We start from the raw sequence: 13,544 nt of genomic DNA on the forward strand, positions 1-13,544 counted from the left end.
ACGTTGCCGAACTCGTCGGACTGCTCCATGGCGCCCCTGAAGGCATGCGCTGCGCGCAGCCTTCCCCGAGGAGATGGCGCACGAAGTGCGCATCTCAGGGGCGCGGGGAACTGCGCGACCAGCCACGACGAAAGCCGCACCCGGCAGCGGAACGGATACTGCCCCGGCGAACGGCCGGATCCCGATGAAGCGCCCACGGAAGATCTCGGCCGAGCATAGGCTCGGCGCCATGAGCGGCGGCGACACGGAGGACTTCGGGGTCGCCCTGCGGGCCCTGGGCCGCACCCTGCGCCGCGATCTGGTCACCCTCGCCCCGATGCCGCTCCCGCCCCTGACCCGACCGCGCCGGCTGCGCTGGGCACCCCACCTGCTGGTCTTCTGGATCACGCTCGGCACGACGCTGTCGAACATCGACCAGATCGGCATCCGCTACGACGCGGGCGTCGCGCTCGGCACCTTCCTCGCCGTGGTGCAGGGCGCCGCGATGCTGCTCGCGCTGTGGCGGCCGGTTCCGGCGTTCTGGCTGTCGCTGCTCGACATGGTGCTCGTCGCCCGGCTCGCCGAGCACCGGCTGACCCAGCAGACGGCGTCGCCCGACACCGAGTGGCCCTGGGCCGGCCCCGCGCTCGTCGCGCACGCCACGGTGCTGATGCTCCTCGCGCTGCGCGCGCCGGCCCGGGCCGTGGTCGTCGCGGCGGGCCTGAGCGCCCTGGCCGGGCCACTGCTCCAGCGCACGGTGTCCGACGTGGCCACGTACTCCTCGACGACCTTGCTCTCGGCGGTCGTGTTCGCGGTGATCGCCCTGCTCGGCATCGCGATACGCGGCCGCAGCGAGGCCCGCACCCGGCTCGTCGCGCAGGAGGAGATCACCGCGGAGGAGCGGTCCCGGCGCACGGCGCTCGAGGAGCGCGGCCGCATCGCCCGCGAGCTGCACGACGTGGTCGCCCACCACATGTCCGTCATCTCCATCCAGGCGCAGGTCGCCCCGCACCTGGTCGAGGACCCGTCGGCCGAGCTGACGGAGAACCTGGAGAGCATCAGACAGAACGCGGTGGAGGCGCTCGCCGAGCTGCGCCGGGTCCTCGGCGTGCTCCGCGCGGACCCGGCCGAGGGCCCCGCCGACGAGACCGACCCGGGCACCGCCGCCGCGCCCCAGCTCCCGCAGCCCACCCTGGACCGCCTCGACGGCCTCGTCGCGGGCACCCGGGCCGCCGGGCTCACCGTGACCACCCTGGAGACGGGGCGGCGGCGGCCCCTGCCGCCCGGCGTCGAGCTGTCGGCGTACCGGATCGTGCAGGAGGCGTTGAGCAACGCGCTGCGGCACGCGCCCGGTTCCCGGGTGGAGGTGGCGCTCGACCACGGCCCGGACGGGCTGCGGGTCCGCGTCACGAACACGGCGCCCGAGGGCCCGGTGCCGGACTCGCCCGGCGCGGGCCACGGCCTGCTCGGCATGCGGGAGCGCGCCGCGATGCTCGGCGGCACCCTGGAGTCGGGCCCGGTGCCGGAGACCGGCGGCTTCGAGATCCGCGTCTTTCTTCCCGCAGGAGGCAGCTGATGGCCACCCCGCCCACCCCGCTCACCCAGTCCACCGCACCACCGATCCGGGTGCTGATCGCCGACGACCAGATGATGGTCCGCCAGGGCTTCTCGGTGCTGCTGAACACCCAGCCCGACATCGAGGTCGTCGGGCAGGCCGTCGACGGACTCGACGCCCTCTCCCAGATCGCCGAACTCCGCCCCGACGTGGTCCTGATGGACATCCGCATGCCGGAGCTGAGCGGCATCGAGGCCACCCGGCGGGCCACGGCGTCCGACGCGGCGGTGCGGGTGCTCGTCCTGACCACGTTCGACCTCGACGAGTACGTGTACGAGGCGCTGCGCGCGGGCGCGTCCGGGTTCCTGCTCAAGGACGCCTCGGCCGACCAACTGGCCGAGGCGGTACGGGTCGTGGCGTCCGGCGAGGCCCTCCTCGCGCCGACCGTCACCCGCCGCCTGATCGCCGAGTACGCGCGCCTTGCGGACGGCTCTGGCGGGCCGGCCCCGACCGGAGCGCGGCCCCCGGAGCTGACCGAGCGGGAGACGGAGGTGCTGATCCTCATCGCCCAGGGCCGGTCGAACGCGGAGATCGCGGGGGAGTTGGTGGTGGCCGAGCAGACGGTGAAGACCCATGTGGGCCGGATCCTGGTGAAGCTGGGCCTGCGCGACCGCACGCAGGCGGCGGTGTTCGCGTACGAATCGGGACTGGTCCGGCCCAGATCCGCTTCCTAGCGGGGCCGGATCCGCGACCTCACAGGACGAACACGAACGTCGTCACCGCGAACAGCAGCAGACAGGTCACCGGCCAGTACAGCAGCCGGGCCGCGCTGTTCCCGCGCCAGTCGACGAGCCGGATCCGCTTGTCCGACGTGTGCTCGACCGCGTTCAGCGCCACCAGGCCGATGACCAGGTACAGGATGAAGTAGAAGTACTCGGCGTAGACGATGCCGCCGGAGCCGGTGTCGGACCGCAGCGAACTGTGCTGCACCGACACCACCAGCATCATCGATCCGCAGAAGCCGATCACGGCCCAGGTGCTGAACCCGGACAGCGAGCGCCGGTCGGAGTCCTTCGTGACCACGAACAGCGACGCGAACACCAGCATCGCGATCACGACCAGCGGCACGAGCCGGTTCAGCAGCGGGCTGAGGAAGGCCCGGTTCAGGCCGATCGAGTACGTGAGCTGGGGGATCTGGTTGCCGACGGAGAGGCCGGGGCGCCCGTAGTTGGTGTGGGCGGTGCCGTGGCCGACGCTGAAGGTCGAGAACTGCCGCGACCAGTCGCCGCTGACCAGATCGTGGTAGACGCCGTACCCGTCGTGCGTCTTCCACGGCGGGTACGCGGCGAAGTCCGGCACCAGCGTGTTCTCGGCGGAGTGCTTGGGCCACAGGGTCAGCCACACGACCTGCCGGTCGAGCGGGTAGTGGCTGTAGTCGAAGTACTCGCGGACCGTGGTGTTCAGCTTCCAGCCGACGACCTCCCGGCCGCCCGGCGCCGGGTCCCGGTAGATCTCGTCGCCGATGCCGCCCTCGACGGCGTTCGGGAGATCGATCTCGGCGGTCTCGGTGCCCTTGGGCAGCCGCTGCCAGAGGTAGCCGGTGAGCTTCACGTTGTTGCTGCTGGTGTACTGCATCGTCTCGATCATCACGCCCGTGGGGATCGCCGCGCGGCCGCTCGCGAGGCCCTGCTTCTCCAGGGCCTGCCGGGCCTGTGCCGGAGTGGAGACGGCGGAGCCGGGGATCGAGTGCAGCTGGTCGTCGACGGACACGCACACCCAGATGAACACGGTGGCCGCCACGCACAGCACGCTCACGGCGCCGCTGAACAGGGCCAGCGAGCGGGGTTTCGCGGTCGAGGGCCACAGCAGCGCGGCGGCCAGCAGCGACAGACCGAGGACGCCGCACACGAGGGTGAGCGTGGAGCGCAGGCCGGGACCTTGCAGGTCCTGCACCGGATCGTCCATGGTGACGGCCGCGACGAGAGCGACCGCGAGGAGGACGACCGCGAGCACCGCCACGCCGATCCGGGTCCGCCCCCAGCCGGTCCGGGCTGGGGTCTCGGGGTCCTTCGCCGACGTGTTCACCTCGACCAGCATCCGACGGTCCCGGGAGGCCCGCATGTCGGCGGGTAGTACTCAAGGCGGACCACAGTGACCCGTCTCCCTGGGGACGACCGGCGCCCCGGCCGCCCCGTACGGTCGTGGCATGACCGAGACGACCACCTCCACGGCTCCCCGCGAGCACAGCCCGGAGTTCGCTTCCGCGCAGGCGGCGCTGCGGGGGCTGCGCACGGACCTGTTCCAGAATGTGCGGGACTACCGCCCGCTGCCGCGGATGGCCACGGACGGGCCGATCGCCCAGCTGTTCGGGGAGCGGACCCGGCGGCAGCTGGAGCTCCTGCCGCACGCCGTCGTCCTGAGCCTGGCGCTGATCAGCCTGGCGATCGGCGTGATGTCCCCCGTCGGCGAGTTCACCGCGCTGCTGACGGGGCCGCTCGCCGCGATCTCCGTGGCGCTCACGCTGGTGCGCCCGGTGCTCGCCTGGTGGGTCTCGCTCGCCGCGGCCCCCATACTCGCCGCGGCGAGCGGCGACCTCTACCCGTGGGCGGGCGCGAGCATCGTGGCGCACACGGCGGTGATGGCGGTCGTCGCGGCCCGCACCCGGCCGCGTACGGCGGCGTGGATGTGGGCGATCAGCGGGGTGTACGGGGTGTTGGGCGGCGGGGTGCTCGGCGGCTGGTACGACAGCGACGCGGTGCCGATGGCGCTGTTCTCCGGCATCGTGCTGGCCCTCGTCGTCCTGATCCAGGCCAACCGCACCAGCAGGCGCCAGGTCGTCGCCGAGCGCACCGTCACCGCCGTCGAGCGCGACAAGCGGACCCTCCTCGAAGAGCGCACGACCATCGCCCGCGAACTGCACGACGTCGTCGCCCACCACATGTCGGTGGTGGCGATCCAGGCGGAGGCGGCGCCCTACCGCGTGGAGAACCCGCCGCCCGAGCTGGAGCAGGCCTTCGTCACCATCCGGGAGAACGCGGTGGCGGCCCTCACCGAGCTGCGCCGGGTCCTGGGCGTCGTACGGGTGGACTCCGCCGCGTACCCGACCGCGCCGGACGCGCCGCAGCCCACGCTCGCCGACCTCGACCGGCTCCTGGAGAACGTGCGGGAGGCGGGCCTGACCGTCACCAGGACCGTCACCGGCGCCGTCCGCGACCTGCCGCCCGGCGTCGAGCTGTCGGCGTACCGGATCGTGCAGGAGGCGCTGAGCAACGCCCTGCGCCACGCGCCCGGCGCCGAGGCCGCCGTCGAGGTCAGCTACGTCCTGGGCGGGCTCGGCCTGCGCGTCGTCAACGGCCCGGCCACCGGCCTGCTCAAGCCCTCGCCCGGCGCCGGCCACGGCATCACCGGGATGCGCGAGCGGGTCTCCATGCTCAGCGGCGAGATGACGGCGGGCGGAACCGCCGACGGCGGCTACGAGATCACGGTCTTCGTGCCCGTCGCCTCCGCGCCGGAGGCCGACGCATGATCAAGGTACTGATCGCCGACGACCAGATGATGGTCCGCGAGGGTTTCTCGGTGCTGCTGGGCGCGATGCCCGACATCGAGGTCGTCGGCGAGGCGGTCAACGGCATCGAGGCGGTAGCCCGGGTCCGCGACCTGAGCCCCGACGTGGTCCTGATGGACATCCGCATGCCCGAGATGAACGGCATCGACGCCACCCGCGAGATCGTCGCCGCCTCGACGGCGACGAAGGTGCTCGTCCTGACCACCTTCGATCTCGACGAGTACGTGTACGAGGCGCTGCGGGCCGGGGCCTCCGGGTTCCTCCTCAAGGACGCCTCCGCGCGCCAACTCGCCGACGGTGTACGGGTGGTGGCGTCCGGCGAGGCGCTGCTCGCGCCGTCCGTGACCCGCCGTCTGATCACCGAGTTCTCGAAGCTGTCCGACACCCCGAAGCTGCCGGCGGCGCAGAACCCGGGCGCGTACGGCGAACTCACCGACCGCGAGACCGAGGTCCTGGTCCTCATCGCGCAGGGCCTGTCGAACGCGGAGATCGCCGAGCGGCTGGTCGTCGCCGAGTCGACGATCAAGACCCACGTCAGCCGCATCCTGGTGAAACTGGGCCTGCGCGACCGCACCCAGGCAGCGGTCTTCGCCTACGAGGCCCGCCTGGTCACCCCGGGCTGACCGGACGGCCCGTGCGGCTTTCGTCGTGGCTGGTCGCGCAGTTCCCCGCGCCCCTGGGTTGTACGTCGTCCGCGGGCCGGTGGCCGCTTCTCGCGCAGTTCCCCGCGCCCCTGAGGCATGCGCTTCGCGCAGCCTCCCCTGGGCGAGCGGAGCTCGCTTCAGGGGCGCGGGGAACTGCGCGACCGGCCACGACGAAAGCCGCACCCGCCCACCCCCGGAAACCCGGCAGACGAACAGCCCCTACCCGCACCCCGCCCCCCGGCACTAACGTCACGCCATGAACGACACCGCCCCCTTCGACCCCTGGTCCCCGGCCTTCCTGACCGACCCGTACCCCGCATACGCGGAACTCCGCGCAAAGGGCCGCGTCCACCGGTTCGAGCCCACGAACCAGTACCTGATCCCGCACCACGCCGACGTCTCGGCGCTGCTCAGAGACCGCAGGCTCGGCCGCACCTACCAGCACCGCTTCGCCCACGAGGAGTTCGGCCGGACGGCACCCCCGCCGGAGCACGAGCCGTTCCACACCCTCAACGACCACGGCATGCTCGACCTGGAGCCGCCGGACCACACCCGGATCCGCCGCCTGGTCTCGAAGGCGTTCACCCCGCGCACGGTCCAGCGGCTCCAGCCGTACGTGGAGAAGCTGGCGTCCGAGCTGGTGGCCGGGCTCGTCGCGGACGGCGGCGGCGATCTGCTCACGCAGGTCGCCGAGCCGCTCCCCGTCGCGGTCATCGCCGAGATGCTCGGCGTCCCCGAGGCCGACCGGGCCCCGCTGCGGCCCTGGTCGGCGGCGATCTGCGGCATGTACGAGCTGAACCCGCCGGAGGAGGTCGCCCGGGCCGCGGTGACGGCGTCGGTCGAATTCACGGAGTATCTGCGGGAGTTGATCGCACAGCGGCGCACGGACCCGGGCGACGACCTCGTCTCCGGACTGATCGCCGCCCACGACGACGGCGACCGGCTCACCGAGCAGGAGATGATCTCGACCTGCGTGCTGCTCCTCAACGCGGGCCACGAGGCCACGGTCAACTCGACGGTGAACGGCTGGGCGGCCCTCTTCCGCCACCCCGCGCAGCTCGCCGCCCTGCGCGCCGACCACGCGCTCGTGCCGTCCGCCGTCGAGGAGCTGATGCGCTACGACACCCCGCTCCAGCTCTTCGAGCGCTGGGTCCTGGAGGACATCGAGATCGCGGGAACCACCATCCCGCGCGGCTCGGAGGTGGCCCTCCTCTTCGGCTCGGCCAACCACGACCCGGCGGTCTTCGCCGACCCGGACCGGCTCGACCTGACGCGCGCCGACAACCCGCACATCTCCTTCTCGGCGGGCATCCACTACTGCATCGGCGCCCCGCTGGCCCGGCTCGAACTCGCCGCCTCCATGCGGGCGTTGCTCACCCAGGCGCCCGCGCTGCGGCTCGCCGCCGAACCGGTGCGCAAGCCGAACTTCGTCATCCGGGGTCTTGCGGGCCTTGCCGTCGCGATCTGAGGCGAGGCCCGAGCAGCCGGTGCAGGAGGAGCCCGGCGAAGGTGCCGACGAGGACGCCCCCGGCGAGGCAGGCGGGCAGCGCGAGATACACGAGCCGCCAGTCGGGGCCCGTCTCGAACCGGTGGACCCGTCCCTCGGTCAGCTCGATCCACACGGCGAGTCCGAGACCGAGCCCGGCGAGCGCGGAGAGGCAGCCGGCGGTGGCTTGTGTGCGTTGGCCCATGCCCCTCACGGACGCTGAAACCTTTCTGCAAGGTTCCCGGGGCAGGACCTCCGGGGTGGGCTCCGCCGGGCTCAGGCGGACAGATCGCGCCGCCCGAGCCCGGTGAGCCCGGCCGCGACCAGCGCCACCGCGAGCGCGCTCAGCACCAGCACCGGACCCCACGCCATCTCCCCGCCCGGCAGCTTCGGCAGATGCCCGAAGGGGGACAGGTTCAGCACGGTCCGCGGCAGGTCGAGCGCCGGGCCGATCCAGCCGAGCAGCAGCGCCGCGCCCGCGACGCCCCAGCCGCCGCCGACGGCGGCCCGCGGGGCGAGGCCGTAGAGGAGGACCGCCACCGCGCCGAGCGTCCAGATCGCGGGGAGCTGGACCAGGCAGGCACCCAGGATCGGCCCGAGATCCCGCCCGTACCCGGCCGCCAGACCGAGCCCGCCGAGCAGCATGACGAGCACCGCCCCGCCGAACGCGACGGTCAGATGGCCCGCGGCCCAGCGCAGCCGGCCCACCGCGCCGGAGAGCACCGGCTCGGCGCGCTGCGAGGTCTCCTCGGCGTGCATCCGCAGGACCGCCTGGACGACGTAGAGCGCGGCGACCATCCCGAGCAGGCCGGTCATCCCGGCGAGGAACGCGTCGGTGAGCCCGGTCTGCCCGCCCATCCGCTCGATGATCTCGCGGGTGTTCGCGCTGCCGCCGACCAGATCCGCCGCCCCGTCGGTGACCCCGCCGAGCACCGCGCCCGACGCGAGGAAGGCCAGCGACCAGCCGAGGACGCTGCCGCGCTGGAGGCGCCAGGAGAGCGCGCCCGCCGAGCCGAGGCGCCCCTGGGCGGGCCCCGGCCGCGAGGGCCAGAAGCTCATGCCGAGGTCGCGCCGCCCGGCCAGTACGTACGCGACCGCGCCCTGGGCGAGCACGGCGGCGGCGAAGAGCAGCAGCACCCACCAGCGTTCCCCGGCGTAGGCGCGGGTGTTCTCCAGCCAGCCGATGGGGGAGAGCCAGGTCAGCGCGGACGAGCCGGTCGCGCTGCCCGCGTCCCCGGCCGCCCGCAGCACGAACGCGGCGCCCAGCAGGCCCGCGCTCAGCCCCCGGGCGAGCCGCGCGCTCTCGGTGAACTGGGCGACGATCGCCGCCAGCGTCGCGAACACCATCCCCGTGCCGCCGGTCGCGAGGCCGAGGGCGAGCGCGCCCGCGAGCCCCGAACCGGCGGTCAGCGCCAGGCCCGCCGCGATCAGCACGGCCACCGCGCCATTGGCGACGAGCGCGGTGAGCAGCGCGGAGGTGAGCGGCGCCCGGCGGCCCACCGCGGCGGCGGACACCATCTCCTGCCGCCCGCTCTCCTCCTCGTCCCGCGTGTGCCGTACGACGATCAGCAGGCTCATCGCCGCCGCGAACAGCCCCGCGTACGCGCCGACCCGCCAGACGGTCAGCCCGCCGAGGGAGTCGTCGAGCGCCGGGCCGTACAGGGCGCGCAGCGAGCCGTCGGCCCGCATCGTCGTCAGCACTCCGGCGCGCTCGGCGGCCGTGCCGTACAGGCCGTTCAGCGTCCTCGGCATGGAGATCACGGTCAGCGCGACGACGTAGACCCACAGCGGGAGCATCAGCCGGTCGCGGCGCAGCGCGAGCCTCAGCAGCGTCCCGGTGCCCGCCACGGCGGTCATCGCGCGGCCTCCTGGTAGTGCCGCAGGAACAGCTCCTCCAGGGTCGGCGGGGTGCTGGTCAGCGACCGGACGCCGGCCCCGGTGAGCGAGCGCAGTACGGCGTCGAGCTTGTCGGTGTCGACCTGGAGCCTGACCCGCCGGCCCTGCACGTCGAGATCGTGGACACCCGGGAGCGAGGCCAACTCCGTTGGTGCGCCCGCCAGTTCCGCGGTGATGCTGGTCCGGGTCAGATGCCGCAGCTCGGCGAGGGTGCCGCTCTCGACGGTCTGCCCGTTCCTGATGATCGAGACCCGGTCGCACAACTCCTCGACCTCGCTGAGGATGTGGGACGACAGCAGCACCGTCCGGCCGTGCTCGCGGGCGGCCTCCTCCACGTACGACTGGAAGACCTCCTCCATCAGCGGGTCGAGCCCGGAGGTGGGTTCGTCGAGGATCAGCAGGTCGGCGCCGGCCGCGGCGAAGGCGGCGACGAGCGCGACCTTCTGCCGGTTCCCCTTGGAGTACGTGCGGCCCTTCTTGGTGGGGTCCAGCTCGAACCGCTCGATGAGCTCGGCCCGGCGCTTCTGGTCGAGCCCGCCCCTCAACCGCCCGTACAGGTCGATGACTTCACCGCCGCTGAGGTTGCGCCACAGCGTCACGTCGCCGGGGACGTACGCGACCTTGCGGTGCAGTTCGACGGCGTCCGCCCACGGGTCGCGGCCGAGCAGCTGCACGGCTCCGGAGTCGGCGCGCAGCAGGCCGAGCAGGACGCGCAGGGTGGTCGACTTCCCCGCCCCGTTCGGCCCGAGGAAGCCGTGCACCTCGCCGGCCTCGACGTCCAGGTCGAGTCCGTCGAGCGCGCGCGTCCTGCCGAACGACTTGTGCAGCCCGGAGACCGTGATTGCCTTCGTCATGATTCTGAAATTACGCGCACTTCACAAATTTGTGAAGTTAAGGAAGCGTATAAACTCAGGGGCGCGGAACAGGACACGTCGGACAGGGGAGATGATCGGGACATGGACGCGGCAGAGGTGGCGGCGCAGGCACGGGCCCGCTTCGTCGAGAGCTTCGCGGCACAGCTCACCGAGGCCGGCATGACCCGGATGCCCGCGCGGATCTTCGCGGCGCTGCTCGCCTCCGACTCCGGCGCGCTGACCTCGGCCGAGCTGGGGGAGCGGCTCCGGGTGAGCCCGGCCGCCGTCTCGGGGGCCGTGCGCTATCTGACCCAGCAGCACATGGTCACCCGGGAGCGCGAGCCGGGGACGCGGCGGGACCTGTTCCGGGTGCACGGCAACCAGTGGTACGAGGCGCTCACCAACCGCGACAGCGTGCTCAAGCGCTGGGAGGACGCCCTGCGCGAAGGAGTCGACGCCATCGGCGCCGACTCCCCGGCGGGCCGGCGGCTCTCCGAGACGCTGGCCTTCTTCGAGTTCGTCCAGGCCGAGCTGACCGGAATGACGGAGCGCTGGCGGGAGCACCGCAAGACGCTCGGCCTGGACGGGTAGCGCGCCGTGGTCAGACGGCGGACCAGCCGCCGTCCACCGGGAGGACGGCCCCGCTGATGTTGCTCGCCGCGTCCGAGGCCAGGAACACGATGGCCGCGGCCTGGGTCTCGGCCCCGGCCGGGGTGCCGACGTTGCCCATGTAGGCGCCGAGCGCCTGCGGTCCCGCGGCCTCCGGGTCGACGGTCAGCCGGATGTTGGTGATCGTGCCGCCGGGCGCGATGGCGTTGGCCCGGATCCCCCGGCCCCGGTACATCACGGCTATCGACTTGGTCAGGCCCACGATGCCGTGCTTGGCGGCGGTGTAGGCGGCCCCGGCGGCCGATCCGCGCAGCGCGGCCTCCGACGCCGTGAAGACGATCGAACCCCGCCCGGCGTCGAGCATGTGCGGCACCACGGCCCGGGACAGCAGGAACGGCGCCGTCAGATTGATCCGCAGCAGCCGCTCCCACTCGGCGTCGGTGACATCGGCGACGGCCGACATCGAGTCCATGATCCCGGCGTTGTTGACGAGCACGTCGATCGCGCCGAACCGGGCCAGCGCCGTCGCGACGACCTCGTCGACGACCTTCTGGTCGCTCAGGTCGCCGACGACGGCGACGGCGGCGCCGCCCGCGCCCTCGATCTCGGCGACGACCGCGGTGGCCGCCTCCGCGTTCAGATCGGCGACGACCACCCGGTCGCCCTGCCCGGCGAAGGCGAGCGCGGCGGCCCGCCCGATGCCGGAACCGGCTCCGGTGACGACGACGGCGCGGTGGTTCTCGGTGCTCACGTGGTGCTCCTCGGTGGTGCTCGGTGCTCGGTGTTTCTGGGTGCGGGCGGTCGGTCAGGACTGCGGGGAGGGCGCGAGGCCGGCCGGGGCCGGCTCGGCCGCGGTGACGGCCTGCGCCTTGCGGTACGGGATCGTCAGCGTGATCAGGGCGGCGACGACCGCGACACCGCAGCCGAGGAGCATTCCGGTGCGGAACGCGTTCTCCGACGGCAGGGTGACGGGGCCGAGCTGCGTGGTCATGTGGGCGAGGACGAGACCGATCACGGCCGCCGACACGGAGGTGCCGATGGAGCGCATCAGCGTGTTGAAGCTGTTGGCCGCCGCGGTCTCCGACTGCGGCACACCGCCCATGATCAGCGCGGGCATGGCCCCGTACGCGAGCCCGACCCCCGCGGTGATGACGCACATCGCGACCATCAACTGCCAGGCGGCGCCCATCAGGAAGACCGAGATGCCGTAGCCGGCCGCGATCACGATCGTGCCGAGCAGCAGCGTCAGCTTCGGCCCGTGCTTGCCGGTGAGCTTTCCGCCCAGCGGTGCGACGACCATCATCATCAGGCCGCCCGGCATCATCCACAGGCCCATCGCCATCATCGACTGGCCGAGTCCGTAGCCGGTCGCCTTCGGCAGCTGGAGCAGCTGCGGCACGAGCAGCGACGAGGCGTACATCGCGAAGCCGACGACGACCGAGGCCGCGTTGGTCAGCAGCACCTGCGGGCGGGCCGTGGTGCGCAGGTCCACCATCGGCTCGGCGGTGCGCAGCTCCCACAGGCCCCAGCCGCCGAGGACGACGACCGCGACGGCGAAGAGGCCCAGCGTGGTTCCGCTGCCCCAGCCCCAGTCGGCGCCCTTGGACACGGCGAGCAGCAGGGCCACGAGTCCGGCGCCCAGGCCGGCGGCGCCCGCGTAGTCGAAGCCGCCCGCGGTCTCCCGGCGCTGTTCGTTGTCGGGCACGACGACCTTGTAGAGCACGGCGATGACCGCGCTGAGCGCGGCCGACACCCAGAACAGCACCCGCCAGCTGCCGTAGTCCGCGATGGCGGAGGCGAAGGGCAGACCGAGGGCGCCGCCGATGCCGAGCGAGGCGCTCATCAGGGCGATGGAGGTGCCGAGCTTCTCCGGCGGTACGAGGTCGCGCAGGAGGCTGATGCCGAGCGGGACCAGGCCGACGCCGAGGCCCTGGAGGGCGCGACCGGCGATCATCGTCGCCAGGTTCGTGGAGAGCGCCGCGACGACCGAGCCCAGGATCAGCGGCACGGTCGAGACGAGCAGCATCCGTCGCTTGCCGTAGAGGTCGCCGAGGCGGCCCATGATGGGCGTGGCCACGGCGGCGGCGAGCAGGGTGACGGTGGCCACCCAGGTCGCGTTCGACGCGGAGGTGTCGAGGATCGTCGGCAGTTCGCCGAGCAGTGGCACGACCAGCGTCTGCATGATCGAGGCCACGATGCCGCCGAACGCGAGGACGGCGACGATGCGCCCGGAGCCCTCGGCCTCGGGCTTGCTTGCTTCCATGACTGACGGTGCTCCTTGTCGGTGGGTCCCCTCCGCGTTCCTGCGTGCGGGGCATGTGCACCGTACAGCCAATATGCATGATGCACAACGTATGTATGACACACATCTCGCGTGATATACCTGCTGAGCAGGGGCAGTGCGAGAAAGGTGAAGGTGGACGCGGTGGGCAAGGGCACGGGCAAGGACAAGACCACGCGCCAGGTCGAGTTCGAGACCATGCTGCTCGGTCGGCACGGCTACCTGTTCGGTCCGCGCGCCAGGGGTGCCGACTGGCATCTCGACCGCAGTGCCTACATCCTGCTCACCCGGATCCAGATGGTCGGGCCGATGTCGATCGGTCAGCTCAGCGAGGCGACGGGGCTCGACGCGTCCACGCTCAACCGGCAGACGGCGGCGATGATGCGGGCCGGGCTCGTCGAGCGCATCCCGGATCCGGACGGGGGGATCGCCCGCAAGTTCCGGATCACCGTGGAGGGCGCGAAGTTCCTCGATGACGACCGGGCGCGGTATCTCGGGGTGCTCGAGGGGCTCATGGAGGACTGGAGCGAGGACGAGGTCGCCGATTTCGCCGCCAGCCTGCAGCGGTTGAACCGGGCGATCGAGCGGCTGGACGGGCGGCCTTGGCCCCGGCCGTGAGTTGTCCCCCGACTGCGGGCCGGTGGGACTTCTCGCGCAGTTCCCCGCGCCCCTGAA

13 protein-coding genes are annotated in these 13,544 nt (G+C 72.6%); 7 read left to right on the plus strand and 6 right to left on the minus strand.

Translation table 11 applies throughout. From position 1 onward, the window contains the following. The first annotated feature begins 229 nt into the window (after positions 1-229). Both ABZ930_RS33485 and ABZ930_RS33490 read left to right on the plus strand, forming a co-directional pair. The gene (locus ABZ930_RS33485) at positions 230-1,555 is read left to right on the plus strand and encodes a sensor histidine kinase (protein ID WP_361556442.1); all 1,326 of its coding nucleotides are present in this window, start codon (positions 230-232) and stop codon (positions 1,553-1,555) included. Continuing rightward, positions 1,555-2,268, plus strand: coding sequence for a response regulator transcription factor (locus ABZ930_RS33490; protein ID WP_361556445.1), 714 nt, complete (start codon positions 1,555-1,557; stop codon positions 2,266-2,268). The genes ABZ930_RS33485 and ABZ930_RS33490 overlap by 1 nt, the downstream gene beginning before the upstream one ends. Positions 2,269-2,287: 19 nt before the next feature. Here ABZ930_RS33490 and ABZ930_RS33495 read toward each other — a convergent pair whose 3' ends face one another. After that, entirely contained in the window at positions 2,288-3,631 is a 1,344-nt protein-coding gene (locus ABZ930_RS33495; protein ID WP_361556448.1) for a hypothetical protein, read from the minus strand. A 109-nt stretch (positions 3,632-3,740) separates the two neighbouring features. Between ABZ930_RS33495 and ABZ930_RS33500 the strand changes: the two genes are divergently transcribed. The 3 genes from ABZ930_RS33500 (at position 3,741) to ABZ930_RS33510 (ending at position 7,211) form a co-directional block, all read left to right on the plus strand. Beyond that, complete coding sequence (locus ABZ930_RS33500; protein ID WP_361556451.1) at positions 3,741-5,060, plus strand: histidine kinase; 1,320 nt, start codon at positions 3,741-3,743, stop codon at positions 5,058-5,060. Next, entirely contained in the window at positions 5,057-5,722 is a 666-nt protein-coding gene (locus ABZ930_RS33505) for a response regulator transcription factor (protein WP_361556454.1), read from the plus strand. The genes ABZ930_RS33500 and ABZ930_RS33505 overlap by 4 nt, the downstream gene beginning before the upstream one ends. A 277-nt stretch (positions 5,723-5,999) precedes the next feature. Next, entirely contained in the window at positions 6,000-7,211 is a 1,212-nt protein-coding gene (locus tag ABZ930_RS33510; RefSeq protein ID WP_361556456.1) for a cytochrome P450, read from the plus strand. Here the strand turns inward: ABZ930_RS33510 and ABZ930_RS33515 are convergent. The 3 genes from ABZ930_RS33515 to ABZ930_RS33525 form a co-directional block, all read right to left on the minus strand. Next, on the minus strand, positions 7,174-7,434 hold the full coding sequence (locus tag ABZ930_RS33515) for a hypothetical protein (RefSeq protein WP_361556459.1): 261 nt from the start codon (positions 7,432-7,434) through the stop codon (positions 7,174-7,176). The two genes, ABZ930_RS33510 and ABZ930_RS33515, sit on opposite strands and share 38 nt — an antisense overlap. Positions 7,435-7,505: 71 nt before the next feature. Next, complete coding sequence (locus tag ABZ930_RS33520; protein WP_361556462.1) at positions 7,506-9,086, minus strand: ABC transporter permease; 1,581 nt, start codon at positions 9,084-9,086, stop codon at positions 7,506-7,508. After that, on the minus strand, positions 9,083-9,979 hold the full coding sequence (locus ABZ930_RS33525) for an ABC transporter ATP-binding protein (RefSeq protein ID WP_361556465.1): 897 nt from the start codon (positions 9,977-9,979) through the stop codon (positions 9,083-9,085). Before ABZ930_RS33525 ends, ABZ930_RS33520 begins: the two co-directional genes overlap by 4 nt. 102 nt (positions 9,980-10,081) lie before the next feature. Between ABZ930_RS33525 and ABZ930_RS33530 the strand changes: the two genes are divergently transcribed. Next, on the plus strand, positions 10,082-10,570 hold the full coding sequence (locus ABZ930_RS33530) for a MarR family transcriptional regulator (RefSeq protein ID WP_361556468.1): 489 nt from the start codon (positions 10,082-10,084) through the stop codon (positions 10,568-10,570). Between the two features lie 10 nt (positions 10,571-10,580). Here ABZ930_RS33530 and ABZ930_RS33535 read toward each other — a convergent pair whose 3' ends face one another. Together ABZ930_RS33535 and ABZ930_RS33540 are read right to left on the minus strand one after the other, a co-directional pair. Then, positions 10,581-11,339 carry an SDR family NAD(P)-dependent oxidoreductase gene (locus tag ABZ930_RS33535; protein ID WP_361556471.1) on the minus strand — a complete coding sequence of 253 codons (759 nt, stop codon included), beginning with the start codon at positions 11,337-11,339 and terminating at the stop codon, positions 10,581-10,583. 54 nt (positions 11,340-11,393) lie between these two features. Then, positions 11,394-12,851: an MFS transporter gene (locus tag ABZ930_RS33540; RefSeq protein WP_361556474.1), complete on the minus strand. Its 1,458-nt coding sequence runs from the start codon at positions 12,849-12,851 to the stop codon at positions 11,394-11,396. 216 nt (positions 12,852-13,067) lie between these two features. Here ABZ930_RS33540 and ABZ930_RS33545 point away from each other — a divergent pair, with 216 nt between their 5' ends. After that, entirely contained in the window at positions 13,068-13,487 is a 420-nt protein-coding gene (locus ABZ930_RS33545; RefSeq protein ID WP_361556579.1) for a MarR family transcriptional regulator, read from the plus strand. Positions 13,488-13,544 lie beyond the last annotated feature (57 nt).

Origin of the sequence: Streptomyces sp. NPDC046716, from assembly GCF_040645755.1 — a bacterium.
Lineage (GTDB): Bacteria > Actinomycetota > Actinomycetes > Streptomycetales > Streptomycetaceae > Streptomyces.